Consider the following 24489-nt stretch of genomic DNA (forward strand, 5'->3'; position numbering starts at 1 on the left):
CGGCCCAGCCGACCACGGCGGCCACGCCCGCCGCGCCCCCGGCCGCGACCAGCCCGGCGCCGCCGAACACCTGAGTCCGGTCGGAATGATATGAATGGAGGGGGCGGTCTTCGGGCCGCCCTTTTTCGTTCCGCTCAGAGCCGACGGAAGACCGGGCCGGACGAGCCCGTCACACGATGCCGGGCGTCGGCGTCCGCGAACGGCTCGATCACCACACCGCCCAGCCGCCCGACGGCGTGCAGCACCCGGCCGTCGTCCAGCATGAAGCCGGCGTGGCCGTTCCACGGCCCTTCCGCGGGGTCCAGCCAGATCACCAGATCGCCGCGTCGAGCCTCGCCTGCCGCGACCGGCTGTCCGAGTTCGGCCAGCAGATCGGCATAGCGCGGCCCGGGAAGGCCGCAGGCGTACAGCGCCTGCTGCACCAGGCCGCAACAGTCCGTGCCCAGCGACGAGCGACCGCCCAGCCTGTAGGGGACGCCGACCAGACGTGCGGCGACCTCGACCGGCGAAGAAGCGAACTCCCCGACCGGCGTCATCCCGGCATCGTCCGCAGGATCGACGACGAGGGCGTTCAGCGGCAGGGCGGCGTCCAGGCCGGCGACACGGTGCGTCGGCCGCGGCGCGCCTTCGGCGAGGGACGCCGCATCGATCCAGCCCACCACGCCGTCGCGGCGCGCGCGACCCCACAGGCGGTCGCCCCGCGCGTCCAGCACGTCGAAGGCCTCGCCGAAGATCAGCTGGTCGATCGGATATTCGCCGGGAACGGCGGCGGCATGGATGTCGGCGAGCGCGACGGCGCAATGCATCGGCCGGACCGCGCGGAAGGCGGAGGCGCGCACGACGCCTTCCAGCGCCTGCTCGGCCAGATCGGGCCGGGCGAGCGTGGTGCGGGGATCGAGAATGGCGGCGGCTGCAGTCAAGCGTGGGCTCGTCCGGTTGAGCCGTCGTCGTAACGCAAGAAGCCGAAAGGGCCGTTAACGGATGAAGGCTTTCTCGTGGCCGTATCGGCGCGAGAGCATCTCGAAACAGGCCCGCAGCGCCTGGGCTTCGCCGCCCTCGGGCCAGCCCGGACGGGCGCGCGGGTTCCAGGCGAAGATGTCCATATGGGCCCAGGCGCCGGTGGTCGGGGCGAACCGCTGCAGGAACAGGGCGGCGGTCACCGAGCCGGCCTGGGCCCAGGCGGCGGAATCGTTGCGCAGGTCGGCGATCTCGGTGTCCAGCGCCGCGCGATAGCCGGGCCACAGCGGCATCCGCCACAACGGGTCGTCGACGGCGCGGGCGGCCTCCAGAAGGTCGGCGGCCAGGGCTTCGTCGTCGGTATAGAGCGGCGGCAACTCCGGCCCCAGGGCGATGCGCGCCGCGCCGGTCAGGGTCGCGAAATCGAGGGTGACGTCCGGCGAATGCTCGCCCGCGCGGGTCAGGATGTCGGCGAGGACCAGCCGCCCCTCGGCGTCGGTGTTGCCGATCTCGATGGTCAGGCCCTTGCGGCTGTTCAGGATGTCGCCGGGACGGAAGGCGTCGGCGGAGATGGCGTTCTCGACCGCGGCGACCAGCACGACCAGCCGCACGGGCAGGCGCGCCTGCATGATCAGCCGGCCCAGGGCGAGGGCGTGGGCCGAGCCGCCCATGTCCTTCTTCATGTTGCGCATGCCCGTCGCGCCCTTGATGTCGAGCCCGCCGGTGTCGAACACCACGCCCTTTCCGACGAGGGCGACCAGCGGCAGGTCGGCGCGATCGAGGTTCCAGCCGATCTCGATGACGCGCGGCGCGCGGTGCGGGGCGGCGGCGCGGCCGACGGCGTGAACGGCCGGAAAATTCTCATCCAGCAGGGCGTCGCCGGTGACGACGGCGATCGCCGCCCCCGCCTCTTCCGCGATTTCGCGGGCGATGGTCTCGATCTGCAGGGGCCCCATGTCGGCGGCCGGGGTGTCGACCATCTCGCGGGCGAGGGCGCAGGCCGAGGCGATCCGGATCGTCGCCGCCAGATCGAGGCCCGGCGGCGCGACCAGCCGAACCCGGTCGCGATCGGGGCGGGCCTTGTACCGGTCGAAGGCATAGGCCCCCAGCAGGAAGGCCAGGGCGGCCCTGCGCGCGTCCCCGGGCTCCGCCTCCAGCCGGTAGAGGCCGGGCGGCAGCCTGGCCGGCAGGGCGCGGGCGGACATCGGATCGAAGGTCTCTCCGGCCCCGACCAGGACCGCGGCGACGCCGCCCCGACCATCCGGCGCGACCAGCATCTGGCCGGGTTTGCCCCTGAAGCCGTTGACCTCGGCCCAGCCTTGCAGCGCCTCGTCGATCCGGCCCGTGGGCCCCACGAACCGGACCGTGATCGCGCCCGCGGCGTCCGGGGTCAGCAGGTCGGGATGCAGGACGGACATGGACAGCGGCCTTTCCGGCCGGCGAGGGCCGATCTTAACCAAGGATTGACGCCAAGGGCCGAGTCTGGCCCCCGAACCTTCCGGAGCGCCTCCATGTCGCGCACGACAGCCTCTATCGCAATCCTCGTCCTGCTTTCGGGCGTCCCCGCAGGCGCGGCGGCCGCCCAGACCCAGGCCCCCGCCCAGCCGCAGGCGGCCGCCGCCCCGCGCGTGCCGGCCAGCGCCGAGGTGCGCGCCGCCTATGAGCGTTCCGACGCCCTCAGCCGGTCCGTGTTCTGGACGGATCAGGCGGACATCGATCCCCGCGACCCCGTCGCCGGGGTGAAGGCCGCGGCGGCGTTGCGCGATCTGGGCCGGTTCGATCAGGCCGCCGAGATCGCCCAGGGCGTGCTGGTCATCCAGCCCGGAAACGTCGACGCCATGCTGGAAGTGGGACGCGCCCATCTCGCACGCGGTCAGGCCTTCTATGGCGTCGCCGCCCTCGAACAGGCCCGCAACGCCCGCCCCGGCGACTGGCAGGCCTGGTCGCTGCTGGGGGCGGCCTATGAGCAGGTGCGCCGGCCCGACGACGCCCGCGCCGCCTGGGCCCAGGCCCTGGCCATCTCGCCCGAAAATCCCGCCGTCCTGAGCAATATGGCCATATCGGCCATGACCCACGGCGACGCCGCCGCGGCCGAACCGCTGCTGCGCCGGGCCGCCGCCCAGCCGGGGGCCACGCTGAAGGTTCGGCTGAATCTGGCCATGGTGCTGGGACTGAGCGGCAAGATGGGCGAGGCGGAACAGATCCTGCGCCGCGACCTGCCGCCGGAAGCGGCCGACGCCAATCTGCAGTGGCTGCGGGACCGCGCCAGGGACGGGAGCGTCGATCAGGCCCGGACCTGGGGCTCGCTCCAGGGCGGGTGATCCCCTATATTCGGCCCATGATCGACGAGCTCTACAGCGCGCGCATCCTCAGGCTGGCGGCCAATCTGCCGCACAGCGGACGGCTGGCCGCGCCGGAAGGCACCGGCGAACGCGTCGCCAAACTGTGCGGCTCGAAGGCGATCGTGGACGTGACGCTGGACGATGCCGGACGCGTTCTTGCGTTCGCCCAGGATGTGAAGGCCTGCGCCCTCGGTCAGGCCGCCGCCGGCGTGCTCGGCGAATCCGTGATCGGCGCCTCGCTGGATGAACTGGTTTCGGCGCGCGACGCCATGGCGGCCATGCTGAAGGCCGGCGGCGAGGGTCCGGCGGGCCGGTTCGAGGGCCTGCGCGCCCTGAAACAGGTCGCCGGCTATCCCGCCCGTCACGCCTCGACCATGGTCGCCATCGAGGCGGCGCTGGACGCGATGCGGCAGGCCCTGGCCCGCAAGGGGCCGGACACGCGAACTAGCCTCGCCGGCGCAGCATAGCGGCGCGCTTGTTGGTCTGGCCTATCGCGCTTCGCGCTACTTGAGGCCAGGTTGCCCCCGCAGCCTTTGCAGGGGATAAGCGCGGCGACATGGCAGCCGGCGAAACCCTCTATGAACGCAGCGTGCGGCTGGCCCATCGCGGCTACAAGCTGACGCTGTCGCCCCTGATCGGGCAGCAATGCCGGTTCCTGCCGACCTGCTCGGACTACGGTCGGGACGCGCTGATCCAGCACGGACCGATCAAGGGGGGATGGCTGACGGTCAGACGCCTCTGTAAATGCCACCCCTTCGGAGCCTCGGGTTACGACCCGGTTCCGCCTGTAAAGACAGACCCATGATCGATCTCAAATTCCCCGACGGTGCTTCGCGCCAGTATCCCGACGACGCCACGGGCCGTGACGTCGCCGCCTCCATCTCGCCGTCGCTGGCCAAGCGGGCGGCGCTCGTGGCCCTGAACGGCGAACAGCGCGACCTGGACCGTCCGCTGGGCGGCTCGGGCGACTTCAGGCTGATCATGCGCGACGATCCCGAGGCGCTGGAGACCATCCGCCACGACGCCGCCCACGTGCTGGCCCAGGCGGTGCAGGAGCTGTTCCCCGGCACCCAGGTCACGATCGGTCCGGCCATCGAGGACGGCTTCTATTACGACTTCGCCCGCGAGGAGCCGTTCTCGACGGACGACTTCGCCGCCATCGAAAGGAAGATGGCCGAGATCGTCGACCGCGACGAGAAGCTGGTCCGCGAAGTCTGGGACCGCGAGGCCGCGATCAAGCATTTCGAGAGCGTCGGCGAGACGTTCAAGGCCGAGCTCATCCGCGATCTTCCGGGCACGGAGGAAATCACCGTCTATCGCTCGGGCGGCTGGCTGGACCTGTGCCGCGGGCCGCATTTCCCGACGACGAAATTCGTCGGCAAGGCCTTCAAGCTGACCAAGCTGGCCGGCGCCTACTGGCGCGGCGACCATCGCAATCCGCAGCTGCAGCGCATCTATGCGACGGCCTGGGCCTCGAAGGAGGACCTCGACGCCTATCTGCTGCGCGTCGAGGAGGCGGAAAAGCGCGACCACCGCAAGATCGGCAAGGCCATGGGCCTGTTCCACATGCAGGAGGAAGGCCGGGGCATGGTCTTCTGGCATCCCAAGGGCTGGGAGCTGTGGCGCGTGCTGGAGGCCTATATGCGCCGCCGGCTGGACGCCGCCGGCTATGTCGAGGTCAAGACGCCGCAGGTGCTGGACCGGACCTTCTGGGAGAAGTCGGGCCACTGGGAGAAATACCGGCCCAATATGTTCGTCTGCGAGACGGTCGAGGGCGAGACCCTGTCCCTCAAGCCGATGAACTGCCCGGGCCATGTGCAGATTTTCGACCAGGGCCAGCGGTCGTACCGCGAACTGCCGCTGCGCATGGCCGAGTTCGGGGCCTGCCACCGCTATGAGCCGTCGGGCGCCCTGCACGGCCTGATGCGGGTGCGCGGCTTCACCCAGGACGACGCCCACATCTTCTGCCGCGAGGACCAGATCGTCGAGGAGACGCGCCGGTTCATCGAACTGACCCGTCTGGTTCACGCCGACCTGGGCATGAACACGCACGAGATCGCCCTGGCGACCCGGCCCGAGGTGCGCGCCGGATCGGATGAATTCTGGGACAAGGCCGAGGCCATGCTGGGCGAGGCGGCGCGGCTGGCCGGGGTGGACCCGGTCATCGCCGAGGGCGACGGCGCCTTCTACGCGCCCAAGCTGGACTTCATCGTCAAGGACGCCATCGGCCGGACCTGGACCTGCGGCACGCTGCAGCTCGACTATGTGCTGCCCGAACGTCTGAACGCGGAATATATCGGCGAGGACGGCCAGAAGCATCGGCCGGTCATGCTGCACCGGGCCATCCTCGGGTCGTTCGAGCGGTTCATCGGCATCATGATCGAGAACTACGCCGGGGCCTTCCCGCTGTGGCTGGCCCCGACCCAGGCCGTGGTGGCGACCATCGTCTCGGAAGCCGACGACTATGCGCGCGAGGTCCAGGCCCGGTTCAAGGCCGCCGGCCTGCGCACGGACATCGACCTGCGCAACGAGAAGGTCGGCTACAAGGTGCGCGAGCACTCGGTCGGCAAGGTTCCGGTCATCGCCGTGGTCGGCAAGAACGAGGCCGAACAGGGCACGGTCGCCATCCGCCGCCTGGGCTCGCAGGCGCAGGAGGTGGTGTCGCTGGACGAGGCGATCCGCATTCTGACGGAAGAGGCTACGCCGCCGGATCTGCGGCCCGCCTGATCCGGTCGGGAAACAAAAAGCCCGCCATCGCGATCGCGGTGGCGGGCTTTTCAATGGGCGGTGACGCGCCGGTTACAGCAGACGCTTGCGCATGGCCTGGGACAGCATGTCGATCAGGGTCACGGCGATGACGACGATGATCACGATGGCCGAGACCGCGCGGAAGTTGAACGCGTTCATGCTCTCGAAAAGAACCTGACCGATGCCGCCGGCGCCGATCAGGCCCAGGACGGTGGCCGAACGGCTGTTGGACTCGAAGCGGTAAAGGGCGAAGGAGGTCCACAACGGGGCCACCTGCGGAATAACGCCCCAGACGATCTCGTGCAGGCCCGAGGCTCCCGTGGCGCGCACACCCTCGACCGGGCCCTTGTCGATCGACTCGACCGCTTCCGAAAACAGTTTCGCCAGAACGCCCGCGGTGTTCAGCGCGATGGCGAGGACGCCGGCCAGCGGGCCGAGCCCGACCGCGACGATGAACAGCAGGGCCATGACCAGATCCGGGATGGACCGCAGCAGGTTCATGATCCAGCGGATCGGCGTCACCACCCAGACCGGGGCGATGTTGCGCGCGGCGGCGAGGCCCAGCGGCACCGCCAGAAAGACGGCCAGGAAGGTGCCCCAAAGCGCGATCTGGACCGTCTGCCACATCTGGGCGACGAACATCCGCCATTCGGTGAAGTCGGGGCGGAGCAGGTCCGTCGCGAAATTCCGAACCGCATCGGCGTTGGTGACCAGCCGGGACAGATTGCCCAGATCAACGTCGTTGACGCTGTAGATCAGGACCACCAGCACGCCGCCCCAGATCAGCAGGTCAAGCGCCCAGGCCAGGGCGGATTTGGACGGGGGGTTCGGAATGGCCGTCTCGGCGGCGGCGGGTCTGGCAGCGCTGGCGTCGGTCAAGGCTGGACCTCACGCAGGCTGCGCAGACGCTGCAGTTCGCGCTCGGCGGCGGCCGCGGCGGCCGTGTCGCCCTTGGCGCGCGCCTCGCCCAGTTGCTGGTCGGCGACCATTTCACGGACGGGATTGAGGTAGCTGTCGTCGGCGGGGTTGAAGCGGGAATAGTTCAGGCCCGCCAGGACCTGCCGCTGACGCGCAGCTTCCGCCCCTTCGCCCTGGCCGTAGGTCAGGAAGAAGCCGCGGATCTTCTCCTTGATCACGGGATCGAGGTCCTCACGGACGACGATGCCGCTTTCCGGGATCGGCGGGGACTGCCAGATTTCCTCGATCTGGGCGGCGACCTGCGGGTTCTGGCGGGTCAGGAAGACGGTATTGACGGTGTTGGACGTAGCGACGTCCAACACGCCGGATGCGACCGAGAAGGCGTTGGACTGATGGTTGGCCGAGCGCACGGTCTTGAAGCACTGGGCTGGCACAATCCCGCGCGGATTGAACAGGAAGGCCATGGGCGCCAGCGTGCCCGACGTCGATTGGGCGTCGCCGATGCCGAAATCATACTTCTTGCCGCACGCCATGACGTCGTCGAGCGTGATGCCTGAGCCGGCCTTGACGATCAGGGTCGAGCGATAGCTGTCGCGGCCCTCCGGATCGACGATACGGGCGATGACCTCGCCCTGGGCGCGGTCGATGGCCTCGACCGAGGGCTTGGCCGACAGCCAAGCCACCTGCGTCTGGTTGCCCTTCATGGCCTCCACCAGGATGGTGTAGTTCGAGGCGAAATAGGGCTTCACCGGCACGCCGATGGCCCTGGACATGTCGTCCAGCAGCGGTTGCCAGATCGGACCGGAGGAGGCTTGCCCCTCGGCCGACAGGATCGAGAAGGTGATCTCGGTCGGCGCGGCCGAGGACTTGTCGTCCCCGCCGCCGCAGGCGGCGAGGCCCAGCAGGGCGGCGGCGGCGGCGATCAGGCCGAGGCGGCGGGTGACGGGAGCGACGGTCATATCTTGGTTTCCCAGAACGCGTCCTCGAACTCGGGACCGTAGATGTCGATAAGCTGCTTGGTGTCCAGACCCGTCGCCGGGCCGTCATAGACGATCCGGCCGGCCTTCAGGGCGATGACCCGTTCACAGTAGCGGATGGCGTAGTCCACCTGGTGCAGGGTGACGATGACGCCCATGCCGTCGCGCCGGTTCAGCTCGACCAGCAGCTCCATCACCTTGCGGGCGGACACCGGGTCCAGCGAGGCGACGGGCTCGTCGGCCAGGATGGCTTTCGCGCCCTGGACGAGCGCCCGGGCGATGGCGCCGCGCTGCTGCTGGCCGCCGGACAGGGTGTTGGCGCGCTGGGCGGCGTAGTCGGACACGCCGACGCGGTGCAGGGCGGCCATGGCCCGCTGCTTGTCGGCCCTGGGCCAGGCGCCGAGGAACCCCCGCCAGCCGGGCAGCCGGCCGAGGGCGCCCAGCATGACATTGGAGAACAGCGACAGCCGTCCCACCAGATTGAACTGCTGGAAGATCATGCCCAGTTTCTGGCGCGCGGCGCGGGTGGCCCCGGTGGTGCGGCCGTTCTTCTGCACGCACTCGCCGAAGACGGTGATCGTTCCCTTGCCGGAGTCGATGGTCTGCAGGCCGGTGATCGAACGCAGGAGCGTCGATTTGCCGGAGCCGGAAGGTCCGATCAGGGCGACCATTTCTCCGGCCCCGACCTCGACGGACACGCCGTTCAGGGCCTTTCGGGCGCCGAAAGTCTTGGACACGTCCTTCACGGACGCGACGGCGGCAGTGGCTGAGGTCATGGACACGCTGAAAGCGGTTGCAAGGGCGCGCCGCATCGCCCGATCAGGCCCGCGAGGCAAGTCTTAATGGCACGTCCGCGAGGATTTCGTCCAGCGGAACGGCAGGCGGGACGTCCTGGACGACCAGGGGCCGCAGCGGCCGACGGCAGCCCTTTACGCGGGCGGCCAGGATGGTCCGCCTGCGGACCAATCGCGCCTAACCTCAAGCCCTGCCTGAAAAAAACCGCTTTACATGACAGTCCCGTGACCCTACATCGCGGCTTCCGGCGGACCCCGTGGTCTGACTCTATGCGCTGCTAACGCCGGCTGGGTTTAACAATTACAGGGGTTTACGTGAATTGCGCACGTATCCATTTCCCCTGGACCTGGTCCGCGAGCGGTCCCCTGAACGTCCCGTCGCACTCGTGCGGCCGCGTTCGGTTTCCGTAGCGGCGCGCTGGTTCCAGGACAATCTAAAGGCCGACGTCTTCTATGCTGTGAAGGCCAATCCCTCGCGCTGGGTCATCGAGACCCTGGTCGAGGCGGGCGTCACCGCGTTCGACGTCGCATCGCTGTCAGAGATCGAACTGGTCCGTTCGGTCAGCGCCGACGCGCGCCTGGCCTTCATGCACCCGGTCAAGAGCCGCGGCGCCATCACCCGCGCCTATTTCGATCACGGCGTCCGCACCTTCTCGCTGGACAGCCATGACGAGCTGGCCAAGATCCTCGACGCCACGGGCGGCGCCACGGATCTGAACCTGCTGGTGCGGATGACGGTCTCGGCCGACGGCGCGGCCTATTCCCTGTCGGGCAAGTTCGGCGTCTCGCCGGACCAGGCTCCGTCCCTGCTGCTGGCCACGCGCCAGGCGGTGGTCGACGGCCTGATGGGCGTCTGCTTCCACGTCGGTTCGCAATGCATGCGTCCGTCCGCCTATGAGGCCGCCATGGCCCAGGTCGGTCGCGCCATCACCCGCGCCGGCGTGATCGTCGACATCGTCGATGTCGGCGGCGGCTTCCCCTCGGTCTATCCGGGCATGGTCCCGCCGGACATGAGCGAATACGCTGACGCCATCCACCGCGGCTTCAACGACATGCCGGTCACCCACACCACCGAACTGTGGTGCGAGCCCGGCCGGGCCCTGGTCGCCGAGTCCTCGTCGGTGCTGTGCCGCGTCGACCTGCGCAAGGGCGACGCCCTGTATCTGAACGACGGCTCCTACGGTTCGCTGTTCGACGCGACCCATTCGCGCTGGCCCTTCCCGACCAAGCTGGTCCGGCCAGATTCCATTCAAGGGGGCGCAAGCTCGAGCGAGCTGAAGGCCTTCCGCTTCTACGGCCCGACCTGCGACTCCATCGACCACATGCCGGGACCGTTCTGGCTGCCGGCCGATGTGCAGGAAGGCGACTTCATCGAGATCGGCATGCTGGGCGCCTATGGCGTGGCCATGTCGACCGGCTTCAACGGCTATGGCGAGCACGATCTGGCCATGGTCGAGGACGCGCCGATGGCTTCGCTCTACGGCCTGGCGCCGCGCTCCATCCCGACCGTGCGCACCACGGCGGAAGAAGCCGCGCGCAAGGTGGTTCGCCTGTCCCGTCCCAAGGGCAAGGCCGGCCAGCGGAAAAAACAGCGGCGCTAAACCGTCGCTTTCGCGTTGTAACCAGCAGCGGCCCGTCGCTCCGTCCGGGCCGCTGTTTCTTTTGACGACGGGCGCTCAAACCAAAGGGAAACCCTTGCAATGAACGCTCCCGTTCAGACCAATCAAAAGGCCCAGCTGCTTCAGAACACCGTCGAGCACGTGGACATCACGTCCTTCGACGCCCGCCCGATCATCGACAGCATGCGCAAGATGTCGTTCTCGAGCCGCGACACGGCCCGGGCCGCCGACATCTTCAACATGGCCATCGAGGACAAGGACTGCTCGCCGTGGCTGATCCTCGCCGGCTCGACCTCGGCCGGCGGCTGCATGCACGTGTACCGCGACATGGTGAAGTTCGGCATGATCGACGCCGTGGTCGCCACCGGCGCCTCGATCGTCGACATGGATTTCTTCGAGGCCCTCGGCTTCAAACACTACCAGGCCGCCGGCGAGGTGGACGACAACGTCCTGCGCGAAAACTACATCGACCGCATCTACGACACCTATATCGACGAGGAAGAGCTCCAGGCCTGCGACCACACCATCCTGGAAATCTGCAACCGCCTGGAGCCGCGCGGCTATTCCTCGCGCGAGTTCATCTGGGAAATGGGCAAGTGGCTGTCGGAAGGCAACGCGAAGAAGCCCGGCTCGCTGATCCAGACCGCCTATGAAGAGGGCGTGCCGATCTTCTGCCCGGCCTTCGTCGACTCCTCGGCCGGCTTCGGCCTGGTCAAGCACCAGAAGGAGCGGATCGCGGCGAAGCAGCCCTATCTGATGATCGACGCGGTGGCCGACTTCCGCGAACTGACCGACATCAAGATCGCCGCGGGCGTCACCGGCCTGTTCATGGTCGGCGGCGGCGTGCCGAAAAACTTCGCCCAGGACACGGTCGTCTGCGCCGAGATCCTCGGCGTCGAGGCCGAGATGCACCGCTATGCGGTCCAGATCACGGTCGCCGACGTGCGTGACGGCGCCTGCTCGTCCTCGACGCTCAAGGAAGCCGCCTCCTGGGGCAAGGTGCAGACCACCCATGAGCAGATGGTCTTCGCCGAAGCCACCACCGTGGTGCCGCTGATCGGTTCGGACGCCTATCACCGCGGGTCGTGGAAGAACCGCGAGAAGCGCCGCTGGAACAAGCTGTTCGGCAAGTAACGGCGGATTATCGCCGGCATCCTCGGGCTTGACCCGGGGATCGGACGAACCGGTGCAGGTTGAGAGGGGCGGCCCGTCGTTTGGCGGGCCGCCCTTGTCTTGTGGGCTGCTCCGCGCCGGCGCCCTCGGGTCAGGCCCGGGGGGACGCAAGAGGGAACCCCGTTCCCTTCCGCCCGCTTCTTCCCGTGAAGGAGCTTCGCCATGACCGACCAGAACCAGACCGAGGACGCCCGCGAGGCGGAGGACATGGGCGAAAAGCCCGATCTGGGCCGCAAGCCGGACGCCCTGACCGACGCCCTGTCGGGATCGGGCATGGGGTCGGACACGCGGGCGGGATCGCTGCAGGGCGGGGCGGCCACGGGGTCGGACGTCGATCCGGATCAGGACATCATCAACGAAGCCCTCGCCAGCGAGGGCATGGCCTCGGCCGATAGCCATTCTCCCGCGCGCGCGGACCCGAACCCGATCAAGAATACCGGCGCGGACGCTGCCGGACCGGCCGGGAATCCCGGAGAGGCCAAAACCGGTCAGGCCGACGCGGCGACGGGCTGACATCCGCGTCAATGCGCGCCTTTCCGAAGGCGCGAACCCGCCTTGCCGCCGCCGCAGGCTTGGGCCACGGTGCCTGCAATCAACAAGCCTATTCAAGGACGATACGGGATGAAGCGCATGTTAGCGGCCGCCGCTCTGACGGCGACCCTGGCCGTGACCGGCTGCGGTCAGGGCCCGGCGCAGGATGCTGACGCCGCGGCTGAAGCCGCGGTCGACACGGCGGCCGCCCCCGTCGCCGTCGAGCCCGCCCCGGCGGTCGCCGCCCCGACCCCGGGCGGCCCGCAACCGGCGGCTCCGGGAGCGCCGGCCTTCGCGGTCGTCTACCCCGGCGGAACGGTCAGCGGGCCGGCGACGGTCGCCCAGGGTCCGGACGGCCCCGGCGGCATCCTCAGCTTCACCACCGACGCCACGCCGGACCGGGTGATCGCCTTCTACCGCCAGCGCGCCGAGGCCGCCGGTCTGGCCTCGGTCATGGCCATGAACCAGGGCGAGGCCCGCGCCTATGGCGCCGCGGCCGGGGACGGCAGCGGCAAGCTGCTGCGCGTCGTCGCGACCCCGGTGGAGAACGGACCGACCAGCGTGCAGCTGGACTGGACCGCCGGCGGGTGAGCCGCGCCGCCGCGGTCGCGGCCTGCGTCCTTCTGGGCGCATGCGCCTCGACCCGTGGTTCCGCGCCTGCCCAGACGCTCCCTGGCTATCTCGACGCGCGGGCGATCCAGGCGCTGGCCGGGGCGGCGCCCGCGCCCACGCCCTGGACGATTTCCGATCCTCTGCCCGGCGAGCCCGGAACGGACCGCTGGTGGCTGGCCACGGCCCATGCCCAGCTGGCGGCGCCGGAGGCGGCCCAGCATTTCGACTGCGCCCTCGGCGCCCGTTTCGCGCAGAAGCCTCGACCGGCCCTGACCCGGCTGATGAACCGCCTGCTGGTCGACGCCGACAGCCTGACCCGTCTTCTGGCCGAACGATCGCCCCGGCCGCGACCGATCAAGGCGATCGCGGGACTGGAGCCGTGCCAGAGGGTCAACGACGCGATCCGGGACGGGCCCGCCTGGCCGGCCGTGGGCGCCGTCGCCGGCGCGGCCTGGGGCGAGATGTTCTCGGACCTCGCGCCGGACCGGGCTGAACCCGCCCGCCGCATGGGGCGCGCGATCGGACTGAGCCGCGCGGTCTGCCGCATGAACTGGCCCGGAGATGTGGCCGACGGGGCCGCCCTGGGGATCCGGCTATACGCCGCCGGGGCCGCTACGCCCGCCTTCGCCGCCGATCTTCAGGCCGCCCGGGCGGAGGTCGCGGCGGCGCGCGCCGAGGGCCTGACCAATCCCGGCTGCGCCGCCGAACGTCTCGCCCTGGGTCAGGCCGGCCTGGGCGCGACCAGCGAGCCGTAGAGGTCCGTTCGCCGGTCGCGGAAGAAACCCCAGGCGGCGCGGTGCCGGTCGATGTAGTCGAGGTCGAAGGTGTGGACCAGCGCCCCTTCGTCGTCGCGGCCGAAGCTCTCGACCAGATCGCCGCGATGGTCGGCGATGAACGACGAACCGTAGAAGACCTGACCGGCCTCGGTGACCCGCTCGTGGCCGATCCGGTTGGCGCCGACGACCGGCACGACATTGGACACGGCGTGACCCTGCATGGCGCGGCGCCACGGCGCGGCGGTGTCCAGCTCCTTGTCATGCGGCTCGGAGCCGATGGCGGTGGGGTAGAACAGCACCTCGGCGCCCTGAAGCATCATGGCGCGGGCGGTCTCGGGGTACCACTGGTCCCAGCAGATGCCGACGCCGACGCGGCCATGGCGGGTGTCCCAGACCTTGAAGCCGGTGTCGCCGGGCCGGAAATAGTATTTCTCCTGATAGCCGGGGCCGTCGGGGATGTGGCTCTTGCGATAGACGCCCAGCGCCCGGCCGTCGGCGTCCAGCATGACCATGGAGTTGAAATAGTGCGGCCCCTCGCGCTCGAAGATCGAGACGGGGATGGCGACGCCCAGTTCGGCGGCCACGGGCTGCAGCGCCGTGACGCAGGGATGCTCGCGCCACGGATGGGCGGTGGCGAACCATTTCTCTTCCTGGGAGACGCAGAAATAGGGGCCCTGGAACAGCTCGGACGGCAGGATGACCTGCGCGCCCCTGGAGGCGGCCTGACGGATCAGGTCGATGGTCTTGTCGATGTTCGCCTGCAGGTCCTCGCCATAGGACGTCTGCAGGGCGGCGACGGAGATGGTGCGAGTCATGGGCGTCTCGGTGAAGAGTGCTAGTGAGTAGTGAGTGGAAGGGTCAGCGAACTTGCCGGTCCCGAAGGGACTGCATCAGTCCGGTCAACATCCGTCCGACTTCGGCGACGTCGTTCAACAGGTGTTCCAACACGCCATCCTCCAGATAGCCCAAACGGCCAGCCACCACGAACAAGGTCTCAAGTTCGGCCAGTGATCCCCGGGCGATGCCGACGAACTGGATGAACTCCCCGGTACTTCGCCTGCCCGCTCCTTCCGCGATGTTGGCGGGAACCGAAACGGAAGCTCTGCGCGCCTGCGAGACCAGCCCGTAAAGCTCGTGGTTCGGCCAGTGTCGGGACAGCCGATAGACGGTCTCGACGAGATCGACGGAGATTTGCCAGACTTTCAGGTCGCGATGATTCTGCACCTCGCGCACGGCCTCCGTATCTCCCCACTCACTGCTCACTAGCACTTTTCACCCAGCTCTACGCCGGCTCCTGCTGGGTGATGCAGTGGAAGGACCCGCCGCCGGACAGGATGGCGATGGATGGAAGGGGGATGACCTCCCGGTCCGGGAAAATTGTCTTCAGGCCCTGACAGGCCAGATCGGCGGCGCGGTCGTCGCCGTAGGTCGGGACGATGACGGCGCCGTTGGCGATGAGGAAATTCATGTGGCTGGCCGGGACCGGCTTTTCGTCCTCGTCGCCGACGAAGCCGGGCGAGGGAAGGCGCAGCACCTTGAGCGGAGCGCCTGTCGCATCCGTCATCTGCGACAGCGTCCGGGCCACGGCGTCATAGACGTCGTCATTGGGATCGCCCTTGCCCCACGCCACCGGACAGGCGACCACGCCGGGCGCGACGAAGCGGGCCAGGTTGTCGACGTGACCGTCGGTGTGATCGTTCAGCAGGCCGTCGCCGAGCCACAGCACCTTCTTCGCGCCGAGCGCGGCGGTCAGGGCGGCCTCGGCCTTTTCTTCGGTCCAGTCGGGATTGCGGTTGGGGTTCAGCACGCACTGGCGCGTGGTCAGGATCGTGCCCTGACCGTCGTGGTCCACCGCCCCGCCCTCAAGGATGAAGCCGTTGCGTTCCAGGGCGACGCCCGCGGCCTGACCGATCTGGTCGGCGACCGTGTCGTCGTGTTCCAGCTCGTACTTGCCGCCCCAGCCGTTGAAGCGGAAGGCCGCCGCCGTCGCGGAGCCGGCTCCGAAGATCGGGCCGGTGTCACGAAGCCAGATGTCGCCGAAGCGGCCATCGACCACCTCGACGTTGTCGACGCCGGCGAAGCGGGCGCGGGCGTCGTCCAGCGCCTCCGGCTTGCCCACCAGCAGCCGCACCCGTTCGCGCCCCGGACCAGCCAGGGCGCGAACCAGCGCCTCGACCTCGGCCCGGGCCGGATCGAGATTGTCTTCCCACAGCTCGGCATGGCTGGGCCAGCCGACCCACATCGCGCGGTGCGGCGCCCATTCGGCGGGGACGGGGGTCTGGTTCATGGGGCCTCGTGTCGGCGAAGGGCCGATCGCGCCAGATAGAGGGCGCGGGGTCCGGTTTCAACGCGCGGCCCCTGCCGGGCCATAGAAAAAGGGCGGCCTGTGAACAGGCCGCCCTCTTCCGTCTTCTTGTCAGGCCTTGGACTAGAACTTCATGCCCAGGGTGATCTGTGCGGTGCGCGGCGAACCCAGCGAGTAGGTCCGTCCCGATGACGCCGCCGCCTGATCCGGAACGCGGGGATCGGAGCTACGGGCGTAGGCCAGGACGGCGTTGCCCGTGGAGATGTTGCCCAGATAGTCCTCGTCCAGCAGGTTGTTGAGGTTGACCTGCACATAGGCGCCGCGGATGCCGAAGGTGTCGGTCAGGTCATAACGCACATCCATATCGGCGACCGTATAGGCTTCCGAGACTTCGTCGTTGATGTCCGTGGCGAAGCGCTCGCCGACGTATTTCGCCTGCAGGCCGACCGACAGATTCTCGGTCACGTCCCAGTCGGCGCGGGCCGAGAAGGTCCAGTCCGGCGTCTCGACCAGGGTCTTGCCCTTGGTGGGCAGGTAGGTCGGGATCAGCAGGGCGGCGGCGGGAGCCGTCGGGCAAGCCGGCGTCGATCCCGGGCGTTGGTTCGCGCTGGTGCACGCGAAGTTGCCCAGGAACAGGTCGTCCTGCAGCTCGCTGTCATTGTACGAGGCCGACAGGTTCAGCGCGAAGCTCTCGCTGAAGATATAGCCCAGCTGGCCGTCGAAGCCCTGCTGCTTCACGGCGCCGACGTTGCGGTCGACGGAGAAGCCGAAGGTCGGCGAGGTGGGGTCGTTATCCACCGACTGGACGATGCGGTTTTCGAACTCGACGTACCAGATGGCGGCCTGGGCGATCAGGCGCGAGCTGCGGAAGCGGTAGCCGAGGTCGTAGGCCTTGGTCGTTTCCGGCTGCACGGCCGTGAAGTCGATCGAGTTGTCCGTCGTGTTCCGCACCGGCTGGTACAGGTTGTCCGTCCGCGGCACCGACAGGCCCTCGGCGTAGCTGGCGTAGATGCTGTGACCGCCGCCGAAGCGGTAGACAGCGCCCACGTTCGGCAGGACGTCGTCGTAGCTCAGCTCGACCGCGTACGGCGGGATGTACTGGGTCGTGCCGGTCGAGGCGAAGGTGACGTTCCCGCTGGCCAGGGTCGAGGCGGGCGTTTCGGTGGTGCAACGCACCGTCGAGGAGCCGTTCTGCGAGTAGCAGTACTGGTTCAGCTCACGGGTGAACTCCGGCGCGCGAACACCGAGATTGATCGTCAGCGAGTCATTGAAGAAGTCGCCGATGTACTCGAGCGAGAACTGCTGCAGTTCGGCGATCGAGAAGCGGTCCCGGAAGCGGTAGATCGAGCCGTCGCGGCCGGTGACCGCCTGTTCCGGCGCGCCTTCGGTGCTGAAGACGTCGTAGGGCTGGGAGTCGCGCGTGATGAAGGTGCCTTCGCCGGTCTGGCGGTGACGGCCGTAGTCAAGCGCATAGGCGGCGCGGATGCGGTGGTCGTCGTTCAGATCCCAGATCAGCGAGCTGCTCAGGCCGTAGCGGTTGGTGTTGGTCACCGACGGCGCATAGACGTGGACGTTGTCGCAGGTGTCGCCGTCGCCGTTCAGGTCGCGGCCCGTGGCGTTGTACAGGGCGGTGAGGCACTGGGCGCCGGTGATGGCGGACAGGCCCGTCGCGCTGTTGTTGTTCAGGCGGTTCTGGTCCAGTCGGTCGTCACGCTCGTTCAGCAGGCTGGTGGTCGTGCCGCCCGTCGCGAGGACGTACTGGTAGGACGGGTCGAAGGTGAAACGCAGGTTGTCCGTCAGCGCATAGCTGAACTGGCCCCGGATGTTGCCGGTGTCGGACGGATTGATGCGCAGGTTGATCGCGCTGGTGCAGTTGCCCGAGGCGGCCGAGCCGTCGGACAGGATCCGGCTCGACTGGGTGTTCTCGTCCTGAACCGTGCCTGCGCCGGCGAACGGACGGAAGCAGGCGATGTCGTTCTCAAGCGGCTCCACGCCGCTGTTGAAGTTCGCGAGCGTGTAGTTGTTGAAGAAGGCGGCGTTGCGGTTGCGGTTGAAGTGTCCCGCCAGGCTGGCGAAATTGCCGTCCCCGCCCAGGTCCTGGTGGAGCTTGCCGTTGAACTGGAGCTTCTCCAGCTCGCCCGGTCCGCGGAACTTGTCGTAGTTCGTGTACGACACCGTGGTGTAGGCCGTCGTGCCCCAGGGGCCGAAGGCGCCGGTGTCGGCGCGCAGATAGACGCGGCCGTAGTTGTTCTCGCCGATCGACGTCTTGACCTCGACGCCGGCTTCTTCGAGCGGGCGGGCCGACAGCAGGTTGATGGTGCCGCCGGTGGCCGAGGCGGTCGGGCTGTCGACGTCGGTCGTGCCCTGGTTGACCGAGGCGCGCTGGATCAGCTCCGAGTCAAGCATCTGGTTGGTGTAGGTGGCGTAGTTGCCGGTGTCGTTCAGCGGCATGCCGTCGAAGGTCAGCGAGACGCGGTTGCCGTCGAAGCCGCGCAGGCGGATGTTGCCGCCCGAGTTGCCGTAGGGGTCGCTGTTCACGAAGTTCAGACCGGGGACCAGGTTCAGGGTCTGAAGGATCGTCTGGCCCGACGACTGGGTCGAGATGAACTCCTGCGAGATGCTGGAACGGGTCTTGGGGACCGTCTGGGCGACGATGACGCCGTCGATGCTGGGCGTGCGGGCGCCCGTGACGACCACGGTGTCCAGTTCGGTGGAGCCTTCGGTCGCGACCGTGCCCGAAGACTGGGCGGAGGCGGCGCCGGCGACCAGGAGGCCGCTGAAGAGGGCCGTGGTGGCCCAGAACACGCGTTTGCGGTTCGTCATTGTCATCTATCCCCGATGAAGTTGGGCGAGTGCGCCCTGCGACCGGCGGCGGCCGGTGGAAATCCCGCCCCCTCTAGGCGTGCCGTCGGAAACTGGGACGACATTCGTGTGACAGTGATATGACAGCGCCCGCGGGTGACCCGGGAGACACACTACTGTGGATCGATTAGCTGTGGATGGGAGGAGGCGACCGGCCCCACGGCGTCAGGGAATGGTGGCTGGAGGCGGGCTCGAACCGCCGACCTGTGGGTTATGAATCCACCGCTCTAACCAGCTGAGCTACCCAGCCCCGATTGCTCGAGTCCCGGCGGGAACTGGTCTGACCGCCGGAAGAGGCGTGCCTATATAGGCCGGTCGCGGCGGATTCAAGTCGAGGAAACGCCTCGGGCGTGAGGCTGAGGACGTGACGTCGCGGCCCCGGAACGGTTAGGCAGGGCGGGCCGTTCCTTCACTGTTCCATCCAAGGGGATTCCCATGCGCCTGCTCGCCCTCGCCGCCGCAGTCTGCGTCGCCGGCCTTTCCGCCGCCTGCGGAGCCAATGGACAGGACGCCGCGGCCGCCGGCTCGGGTGCGGCGCTGGAAACCCGGCCCCCCAATGGCGCTGGCCAGCAACCCGCCTTCGCCGGCCAGACCCGCGCGCCGGGCGTGCGCACCGAAACGGCGATGGCGCACAACGTCGTGGCCTCCGGACTCGAGCATCCGTGGGGGCTGGCGCTGCTGCCTGACGGCCGCTGGCTGGTCACGGAGCGGCCCGGCCGCCTGCGCATCATCTCCGCCGCGGGCGCGATCAGCGAACCGGTCGCCGGCCTTCCCGCGGTGGACGCCCGCGGCCAGGGCGGCCTGCTGGACGTCGCGGTCGGCCCGACCTTCGGTCAGGACCGGATGATCTACTGGAGCTATTCCGAGGCTCGCGAGGGCGGCAACGCCACCTCGGTCGCGCGCGGCCGGCTGTCGGACGACGGGACGCGGGTCGAGGACGCCGAGGTCATCTTCCGCGCCCTGCCGGTCTATGCCGGCGACAAGCATTTCGGGTCGTCGCTGGCCTTCGACGGCCAGGGCCATCTGTTCATCACCCTGGGCGAGCGTTCAGACGCCCCCATGCGGCCGCAGGCCCAGGACCTCGGCTCGCACATGGGCAAGACCATCCGCATCAACGCCGACGGCTCGGTCCCGCGCGACAATCCGTTCGTCGGCCGCGCGGGCGCCCTGCCGGAGATCTGGTCCTTGGGGCACCGCAACGTCCAGGGCATCGCCATCGCCGGCGACAAGGTCTGGACGGTCGAGCACGGCACGCGCGGCGGCGACGAGGTCAATCTCGACCGGGCGGGCCTGAACTACGGCTGGCCCGACGTCGCCTATGGCGTCGAATACCGGGGCGGGGCGATCAACGCCGGCCTCACCGCCCGCGAAGGGACGGAGCAGCCGGTCTACTACTGGGACCCGGTGATCGCCCCGGGCGGCATGGCCGTCTACGACGGCGCCATGTTCCCCGGCTGGCGGGGCAACCTGCTGGTCGCCGGGCTGAAGGAAAAGCACATCGCCCGGCTGGTGCTGGAGGGCGACCGGGTCGTCGGCGAGGAGCGTCTTCTGACCGACCTGGGTGAACGGGTCCGCGACGTGGCGGTCGGGCCGGACGGGGCGGTCTGGGCCATTACTGACGAACAGAACGGCAAGCTGGTTCGGTTGGCGGCGCGGTAAGGACGCCGCCGCTCAGACCCGCCGTCTGGCTCGCCGGGCGTGCGTCAGTCCCGCAGCAGCTCGTTGACGCCGGTCTTGGCCCGCGTCTGCGCGTCCACCCGCTTGACGATGACGGCGCAATAGAGGGACGGCCCGCCGTTCGGGTCGGGCAGGCTGCCCGGCACCACGACGCTGTACGCCGGCACCTCGCCGCGGAAGACCTCGCCGGTCGCCCGGTCGATGATCTTCGTCGAGGCCGACAGATAGACGCCCATGGCCAGGACCGCGCCCTCGCGCACGATGACGCCCTCGGCCACCTCGGCGCGGGCGCCGATGAAACAGCCGTCCTCGATGATGGTCGGATTGGCCTGCAGCGGCTCCAGCACGCCGCCGATGCCGGCCCCGCCCGACAGGTGCACATTCTTCCCGATCTGGGCGCAGGACCCGACCGTGGCCCAGGCGTCGACCATCGAGCCCTCGTCGACATAGGCGCCGATGTTCACGAAGCTGGGCATCAGCACGACGTTGCGGCCGATGAAGGCGCCCTGACGCGCGACGGCCCCGGGCACGGCGCGGAAACCCGCGCGCTCGAAGTCGGCCTCGGTCCAGTGGGCCCATTTGACCGGCACCTTGTCCCAGTAGGGCCCCGGCGTCGGGTCGCTGAGCCCCATGGTCGCCCCGACCGGCGCGCCCATGCGGACGTTCGGGTTGAGCCGGAACGACAGCAGCACGGCCTTCTTGAGCCACTGGTGCGTGGTCCAGACGCCGTCCGGCCCCCGCGAGGCGACACGGGCCTCGCCGGAATCGAGCATGTCCAGGGCCTGTTCGACGGCCTTGCGAACCTCGCCGTGGGTCGAGACCGAAATCCCGGCCCGGCCCTCCCAGGCGGTTTCGATGACGGTTTCAAGGTGCGCGCGATCCAGCATCAGGCGTCTCCGGGCAGGCGGGCGGTGGCGAGGAAGGGACCGAGCGTGGCGGCCCGGTGATCGACGAAGGGGATGTCGGCGTCGTGGGCCCGCCGCCCCACCAGCACGGTGGTCATGCCGAGGGCGTGGGCCGGCTCGAGGTTTCGCACCGTATCCTCGAAGAAGGCCGCCGACTCCGGCGCGATTCCGAACCGCCCGGCCATGCGGGCGAAGGTGCGGGGGTCGGGCTTGGGGATCAGGTCGCCGTCCTCGAGCGAGAACAGGCCGTCGAACAGGTCCGCCAGCTGCAGACGCTCGATCACCCGCCGGGCATGGGCGGTCGAGCCGTTGGTGAAGACGATGCGCGGCCCGTCCAGCCGCTCCAGCGCCGCGCGCAGCCCCGGATCGGGCGTCAGCACGTCCAGGGGCACGTCATGCACCTCGGCCAGGAAGTCGTGGGGATCGATCTCATGGTGCGCCATCAGTCCGGCCAGCGAGGTGCCGTAGTCGTGCAGATAGCCCTTCTGGACCACCATGGCCTCATCCGCCGGCAGGCCGGACGTGCGCACCACATAGTCGTTGATGCGCTGCTGGATCAGCCGCATGAACTGCGACTCGGGCGGATACAGGGTGTCGTCCAGATCGAAGATCCAGCTGCGGATGTGGCGCAGATCGGCCCCGAGTTCCGTCGCCTCGACCGCCTCGGCGGTCATTCCGCCTTCACCAGGGTGCCGGCCCCGTGTTCGGTGAACAGCTCGACCAGCATGGCGTGCGGACGCCGACCGTCGAGGATGACCACGGCCTCGACGCCGTCGCGCACGGCCGCCATGGCGGTCTGCAGCTTGGGAATCATGCCCCCGGTCGCGACGCCGTCGTCGATCAGTTTCGAGGCTTCGCCGACGGTCATCTGCCGGATGATCTGGCCGTCCGCGCCCCTGACCCCCGCCACATCGGTCAGCAGCAGCATGCGCTTGGCCTTGAGCGACCCGGCGAGGGCCCCGGCCACGGTGTCGGCGTTGACGTTGAAGGTCTGGCCGTCCTCGGTCACGCCGATCGGCGCGATCACCGGCACCCAGTCCGCGTCGGACTCCAGCAGACGCACGATCAGCTTGGGATCGACCTTCGTCGGCTCGCCGACCAGGCCCAGATCCACCTCATGCTCGATCATGCTGTCGGGATCGCGCTTGGTCCGGCGGGTCTTCTCGACGGTCAGCAGGCCCGCGTCCTTGCCGGACAGGCCGATGCCGCGCACGTCCGCCTCGCGCCCGGCCATGGTGATCCAGTGGGCGATCTCCTTGTTGACCGCCCCGGACAGGACCATTTCGGCGACCTGCATGGTGTCGGCGTCCGTCACCCGCAGGCCGTCGACGAAACTGGACCGGACTCCGGCCTTGTCCAGCATGGCGCTGATCTGGGGCCCGCCGCCGTGGACCACGACGGGATTGACGCCCATCAGCTTCAGCAGGACCACGTCGGCGGCGAACTGTTTGGCCACGGCGCTCTCGCCCATGGCGTGGCCGCCGTATTTGATCACCACCGTCTTGCGGTCGTAGATCTGGATGTACGGCAGGGCCTCGGCCAGCGTCTTCGCCGTGTCCCAGCCGCGTTCCTCGGATTGCCGTTCGGTCTCGTCCATGATGAGCGGGTCCGTAAAGGCAAGGCCCGCCGCTGTCATCATGAAACCGGTCGTCATGAAACCGGACGGCCCCGGCGCCGTTTGACCCGACATGAACCCTCACGACATCGACGACAGCGATCTGACCCCCGCCAGTCCCGTGGACCCGGCCTCGCTCCAGCACCCGGACCCGACGCTCTGCCCCGAATGCCAGGGCGCGGGCGTGACCATGTCGGGCGAGACCTGCGCCGTGTGCGAGGGGTCCGGCAAGGCGACCGGCCGGACCGGCGGCGGCTGACCGGTTCCGCACACGCCGGCCTTGAATTCGGCTCCGGGAAAATTCCTCTTGTAGCTATATGGCCACGCTGCCCGCTTATCCGCCTCGGCGTCTCGACCTCGGCCAGCGGGACTGTTAAGAGAACCCAGCGGCGGCGAGTACGCCGTCAAAAAATTCACTGGACTGCGGAGGGCATCCACCCATGCGCGTAAAGACTTTTATCATGGCCACCAGCGCGGCCGGGGCTCTCGCCCTGTCAGCCGGCGCTGCGGCGGCTGAGCCGAATGGCTGGTACGGGGCGATTGACGCCGGTTACCACACGTTGGGCGACGTGGAGACGATCTCGCAGACGGGATCCGCTGCGTTCGACATCGGGACGGAAGGCGACTGGGCCGCGTTTGCGCGTCTGGGCTACCGGTTCGACCAGAACTGGCGCGTTGAGCTGGAAGGCGGCTATCGCCAGAACGACATCGAGCTGATCGATCGTCCGGGCGTTGGCGTCAATCCGACCGGCGTGTGCAACGTGGTTCCGGCCGCGGGCGCCTGCAACGCGCCGGATGGCGAGCTGAAGGCCGCCACCCTGATGATGAACGTGCTGTTCGACTTCGGCAGCGAAGGCGACGCCCTGCGTCCGTTCATCGGCCTCGGCGCCGGCGTGAACCGCGTCGACACCAACTTCATCGGCACCTTCGGCAACGCCCGCACCGTGGGCGTCGGCGCTGACGACAGCTCGACCAAACTGGCTGCGCAAGGCATCGCCGGCCTGGCCTGGGCGATCAGCGACCGGGCCCATCTGGACCTGACCTATCGCTACCTGGTGTCGAACATGGAGTTCAACACCTTCACCTCCACGACGGCCTCGGCCATCGGTCCCTTCCAGGGCCGTTATGACGACAGCCACACCGTGACCCTGGGCCTGCGCTATGCGTTCGGCGCCGACGAGCCGGCGTACATCGCGCCTCCTCCCCCGCCGCCCCCGCCCCCGCCGCCCCCGCCGCCGCCCCCGCCGCCGCCTCCGGTGGCCCAGGTTCCGGTCGCGCGTGAGTTCGTGGTCTATTTCGACTGGGATCGTTCGGACCTCACGGCCGAAGCCTCGTCGGTCGTGAATCAAGCGGCAAGCTACGCCAAGTCGGGCCGTCCGACCCGCGTGCTGGTCGTCGGCCACGCCGACACCTCCGGTTCGGCCGCCTACAACATCGGCCTGTCCAACCGCCGCGCCCGCACCGTTGCGGACGCGCTGGTCGCCCAGGGCGTCAACGGCGGCGTGATCTCGCTGGACGGCAAGGGTGAAACCGCCCTGGCCCGCCCGACCGCCGACGGCGTTCGCGAGCCTCTGAACCGTCGCGCCACCATCGGCATCAACTTCCGCTAAACCCGGAAGGCCGATCGGCCAGACAACAACAGCCGCCGGCCCCCGAAAGAGGGCCGGCGGTTTTTGCT

The 24489-nt window shown here is 68.9% G+C and carries 24 protein-coding genes and 1 tRNA gene; 12 read left to right on the plus strand and 13 right to left on the minus strand.

The features are described from left to right. Nucleotides 1-134: 134 nt before the first annotated feature. Both WC555_RS13360 and WC555_RS13365 read right to left on the minus strand, forming a co-directional pair. Nucleotides 135-920 carry an NlpC/P60 family protein gene (locus tag WC555_RS13360; RefSeq protein ID WP_373254281.1) on the minus strand — a complete coding sequence of 262 codons (786 nt, stop codon included), beginning with the start codon at nt 918-920 and terminating at the stop codon, nt 135-137. Between the two features lie 54 nt (nt 921-974). Continuing rightward, complete coding sequence (locus tag WC555_RS13365) at nt 975-2375, minus strand: M17 family metallopeptidase (protein WP_373254282.1); 1401 nt, start codon at nt 2373-2375, stop codon at nt 975-977. Nucleotides 2376-2468: 93 nt separating this feature from the next. Between WC555_RS13365 and WC555_RS13370 the strand changes: the two genes are divergently transcribed. The 4 genes from WC555_RS13370 to thrS all read left to right on the plus strand — a co-directional run bounded on the left by WC555_RS13370 (nt 2469) and on the right by thrS (nt 6026). Continuing rightward, complete coding sequence (locus WC555_RS13370; RefSeq protein WP_373254284.1) at nt 2469-3278, plus strand: tetratricopeptide repeat protein; 810 nt, start codon at nt 2469-2471, stop codon at nt 3276-3278. Between the two features lie 17 nt (nt 3279-3295). After that, entirely contained in the window at nt 3296-3766 is a 471-nt protein-coding gene (locus tag WC555_RS13375; protein ID WP_373254286.1) for an iron-sulfur cluster assembly scaffold protein, read from the plus strand. 89 nt (nt 3767-3855) lie between these two features. Then, nucleotides 3856-4104 (plus strand): membrane protein insertion efficiency factor YidD, encoded by a 249-nt coding sequence (gene yidD / locus WC555_RS13380; protein WP_373254287.1) that lies wholly within the window; start codon nt 3856-3858, stop codon nt 4102-4104. Beyond that, complete coding sequence (thrS, locus tag WC555_RS13385; protein ID WP_373254289.1) at nt 4101-6026, plus strand: threonine--tRNA ligase; 1926 nt, start codon at nt 4101-4103, stop codon at nt 6024-6026. Before yidD ends, thrS begins: the two co-directional genes overlap by 4 nt. Before the next feature lie 72 nt (nt 6027-6098). On the opposite strand, the gene phnE is transcribed toward thrS, so the two are convergent. The 3 genes from phnE to phnC are packed head-to-tail and all read right to left on the minus strand — an operon-like array spanning nt 6099 to nt 8718. Further along, the gene (gene phnE / locus WC555_RS13390; protein WP_373254290.1) at nt 6099-6926 is read right to left on the minus strand and encodes a phosphonate ABC transporter, permease protein PhnE; all 828 of its coding nucleotides are present in this window, start codon (nt 6924-6926) and stop codon (nt 6099-6101) included. After that, nucleotides 6923-7924 carry a phosphate/phosphite/phosphonate ABC transporter substrate-binding protein gene (phnD, locus tag WC555_RS13395; RefSeq protein WP_373254292.1) on the minus strand — a complete coding sequence of 334 codons (1002 nt, stop codon included), beginning with the start codon at nt 7922-7924 and terminating at the stop codon, nt 6923-6925. The genes phnE and phnD overlap by 4 nt, the downstream gene beginning before the upstream one ends. Continuing rightward, nucleotides 7921-8718: a phosphonate ABC transporter ATP-binding protein gene (gene phnC, locus WC555_RS13400; RefSeq protein ID WP_373254294.1), complete on the minus strand. Its 798-nt coding sequence runs from the start codon at nt 8716-8718 to the stop codon at nt 7921-7923. Before phnC ends, phnD begins: the two co-directional genes overlap by 4 nt. Before the next feature lie 338 nt (nt 8719-9056). Here phnC and WC555_RS13405 point away from each other — a divergent pair, with 338 nt between their 5' ends. The 5 genes from WC555_RS13405 to WC555_RS13425 all read left to right on the plus strand — a co-directional run bounded on the left by WC555_RS13405 (nt 9057) and on the right by WC555_RS13425 (nt 13426). Further along, entirely contained in the window at nt 9057-10337 is a 1281-nt protein-coding gene (locus tag WC555_RS13405) for a type III PLP-dependent enzyme (RefSeq protein ID WP_373254295.1), read from the plus strand. Nucleotides 10338-10436: 99 nt separating this feature from the next. Continuing rightward, nucleotides 10437-11489 carry a deoxyhypusine synthase gene (locus tag WC555_RS13410; protein ID WP_373254296.1) on the plus strand — a complete coding sequence of 351 codons (1053 nt, stop codon included), beginning with the start codon at nt 10437-10439 and terminating at the stop codon, nt 11487-11489. A gap of 201 nt (nt 11490-11690) precedes the next feature. Next, nucleotides 11691-12041: a ribonuclease gene (locus WC555_RS13415; protein WP_373254298.1), complete on the plus strand. Its 351-nt coding sequence runs from the start codon at nt 11691-11693 to the stop codon at nt 12039-12041. A gap of 108 nt (nt 12042-12149) precedes the next feature. Beyond that, nucleotides 12150-12650, plus strand: a complete 501-nt coding sequence (locus tag WC555_RS13420) for a hypothetical protein (RefSeq protein ID WP_373254300.1) — start codon at nt 12150-12152, stop codon at nt 12648-12650. After that, nucleotides 12647-13426 (plus strand): PA-phosphatase, encoded by a 780-nt coding sequence (locus WC555_RS13425; protein ID WP_373254301.1) that lies wholly within the window; start codon nt 12647-12649, stop codon nt 13424-13426. The genes WC555_RS13420 and WC555_RS13425 overlap by 4 nt, the downstream gene beginning before the upstream one ends. Here WC555_RS13425 and aguB read toward each other — a convergent pair. From aguB to WC555_RS13450, 5 genes are all read right to left on the minus strand, one after another. Next, entirely contained in the window at nt 13393-14262 is an 870-nt protein-coding gene (gene aguB, locus WC555_RS13430; protein ID WP_373254302.1) for an N-carbamoylputrescine amidase, read from the minus strand. The genes WC555_RS13425 and aguB overlap by 34 nt on opposite strands. A gap of 43 nt (nt 14263-14305) precedes the next feature. After that, nucleotides 14306-14680 carry a four helix bundle protein gene (locus WC555_RS13435; RefSeq protein WP_373254303.1) on the minus strand — a complete coding sequence of 125 codons (375 nt, stop codon included), beginning with the start codon at nt 14678-14680 and terminating at the stop codon, nt 14306-14308. A gap of 49 nt (nt 14681-14729) precedes the next feature. After that, nucleotides 14730-15734: an agmatine deiminase family protein gene (locus WC555_RS13440; RefSeq protein WP_373254304.1), complete on the minus strand. Its 1005-nt coding sequence runs from the start codon at nt 15732-15734 to the stop codon at nt 14730-14732. 141 nt (nt 15735-15875) lie between these two features. Next, nucleotides 15876-18575, minus strand: coding sequence for a TonB-dependent receptor (locus tag WC555_RS13445; RefSeq protein WP_373254305.1), 2700 nt, complete (start codon nt 18573-18575; stop codon nt 15876-15878). Between the two features lie 212 nt (nt 18576-18787). Next, nucleotides 18788-18864, minus strand: a tRNA-Met gene (locus WC555_RS13450). Between the two features lie 185 nt (nt 18865-19049). Between WC555_RS13450 and WC555_RS13455 the strand changes: the two genes are divergently transcribed. Then, nucleotides 19050-20273, plus strand: coding sequence for a PQQ-dependent sugar dehydrogenase (locus tag WC555_RS13455; protein ID WP_373254306.1), 1224 nt, complete (start codon nt 19050-19052; stop codon nt 20271-20273). 44 nt (nt 20274-20317) lie between these two features. Here the strand turns inward: WC555_RS13455 and dapD are convergent, their stop codons facing one another. The 3 genes from dapD to argB are packed head-to-tail and all read right to left on the minus strand — an operon-like array spanning nt 20318 to nt 22793. Beyond that, a complete protein-coding gene (dapD, locus tag WC555_RS13460; protein ID WP_373254307.1) occupies nt 20318-21178 on the minus strand; it encodes a 2,3,4,5-tetrahydropyridine-2,6-dicarboxylate N-succinyltransferase in 861 nt (286 codons plus the stop codon). Then, on the minus strand, nt 21178-21870 hold the full coding sequence (locus WC555_RS13465; protein ID WP_373254308.1) for a pyrimidine 5'-nucleotidase: 693 nt from the start codon (nt 21868-21870) through the stop codon (nt 21178-21180). Before WC555_RS13465 ends, dapD begins: the two co-directional genes overlap by 1 nt. After that, nucleotides 21867-22793: an acetylglutamate kinase gene (gene argB, locus WC555_RS13470; protein WP_373254309.1), complete on the minus strand. Its 927-nt coding sequence runs from the start codon at nt 22791-22793 to the stop codon at nt 21867-21869. The genes WC555_RS13465 and argB overlap by 4 nt, the downstream gene beginning before the upstream one ends. Nucleotides 22794-22884: 91 nt before the next feature. Here argB and WC555_RS13475 point away from each other — a divergent pair, with 91 nt between their 5' ends. Both WC555_RS13475 and WC555_RS13480 read left to right on the plus strand, forming a co-directional pair. After that, entirely contained in the window at nt 22885-23070 is a 186-nt protein-coding gene (locus tag WC555_RS13475) for a hypothetical protein (RefSeq protein ID WP_373254310.1), read from the plus strand. Between the two features lie 202 nt (nt 23071-23272). Further along, nucleotides 23273-24421: an OmpA family protein gene (locus tag WC555_RS13480; RefSeq protein ID WP_373254311.1), complete on the plus strand. Its 1149-nt coding sequence runs from the start codon at nt 23273-23275 to the stop codon at nt 24419-24421. Nucleotides 24422-24489: the final 68 nt, after the last annotated feature.

This window comes from Brevundimonas sp., from assembly GCF_041648615.1.
In the GTDB taxonomy this organism is placed as follows: domain Bacteria; phylum Pseudomonadota; class Alphaproteobacteria; order Caulobacterales; family Caulobacteraceae; genus Brevundimonas.

Bases quoted from the DNA above. Each gene is read 5' to 3' on its own strand.
- WC555_RS13365 (WP_373254282.1), bottom strand. From the start codon at position 2,375: ATGTCCGTCCTGCATCCCGACCTGCTGACCCCGGACGCCGCGGGCGCG.
- WC555_RS13370 (WP_373254284.1), top strand. From the start codon at position 2,469: ATGTCGCGCACGACAGCCTCTATCGCAATCCTCGTCCTGCTTTCGGGC.
- WC555_RS13375 (WP_373254286.1), top strand. From the start codon at position 3,296: ATGATCGACGAGCTCTACAGCGCGCGCATCCTCAGGCTGGCGGCCAAT.
- yidD (WP_373254287.1), top strand. From the start codon at position 3,856: ATGGCAGCCGGCGAAACCCTCTATGAACGCAGCGTGCGGCTGGCCCAT.
- thrS (WP_373254289.1), top strand. From the start codon at position 4,101: ATGATCGATCTCAAATTCCCCGACGGTGCTTCGCGCCAGTATCCCGAC.
- phnD (WP_373254292.1), bottom strand. From the start codon at position 7,924: ATGACCGTCGCTCCCGTCACCCGCCGCCTCGGCCTGATCGCCGCCGCC.
- phnC (WP_373254294.1), bottom strand. From the start codon at position 8,718: ATGACCTCAGCCACTGCCGCCGTCGCGTCCGTGAAGGACGTGTCCAAG.
- WC555_RS13410 (WP_373254296.1), top strand. From the start codon at position 10,437: ATGAACGCTCCCGTTCAGACCAATCAAAAGGCCCAGCTGCTTCAGAAC.
- WC555_RS13415 (WP_373254298.1), top strand. From the start codon at position 11,691: ATGACCGACCAGAACCAGACCGAGGACGCCCGCGAGGCGGAGGACATG.
- WC555_RS13420 (WP_373254300.1), top strand. From the start codon at position 12,150: ATGAAGCGCATGTTAGCGGCCGCCGCTCTGACGGCGACCCTGGCCGTG.
- aguB (WP_373254302.1), bottom strand. From the start codon at position 14,262: ATGACTCGCACCATCTCCGTCGCCGCCCTGCAGACGTCCTATGGCGAG.
- WC555_RS13440 (WP_373254304.1), bottom strand. From the start codon at position 15,734: ATGAACCAGACCCCCGTCCCCGCCGAATGGGCGCCGCACCGCGCGATG.
- WC555_RS13445 (WP_373254305.1), bottom strand. From the start codon at position 18,575: ATGACGAACCGCAAACGCGTGTTCTGGGCCACCACGGCCCTCTTCAGC.
- WC555_RS13455 (WP_373254306.1), top strand. From the start codon at position 19,050: ATGCGCCTGCTCGCCCTCGCCGCCGCAGTCTGCGTCGCCGGCCTTTCC.
- dapD (WP_373254307.1), bottom strand. From the start codon at position 21,178: ATGCTGGATCGCGCGCACCTTGAAACCGTCATCGAAACCGCCTGGGAG.
- WC555_RS13465 (WP_373254308.1), bottom strand. From the start codon at position 21,870: ATGACCGCCGAGGCGGTCGAGGCGACGGAACTCGGGGCCGATCTGCGC.
- argB (WP_373254309.1), bottom strand. From the start codon at position 22,793: ATGGACGAGACCGAACGGCAATCCGAGGAACGCGGCTGGGACACGGCG.
- WC555_RS13475 (WP_373254310.1), top strand. From the start codon at position 22,885: ATGAACCCTCACGACATCGACGACAGCGATCTGACCCCCGCCAGTCCC.
- WC555_RS13480 (WP_373254311.1), top strand. From the start codon at position 23,273: ATGGCCACCAGCGCGGCCGGGGCTCTCGCCCTGTCAGCCGGCGCTGCG.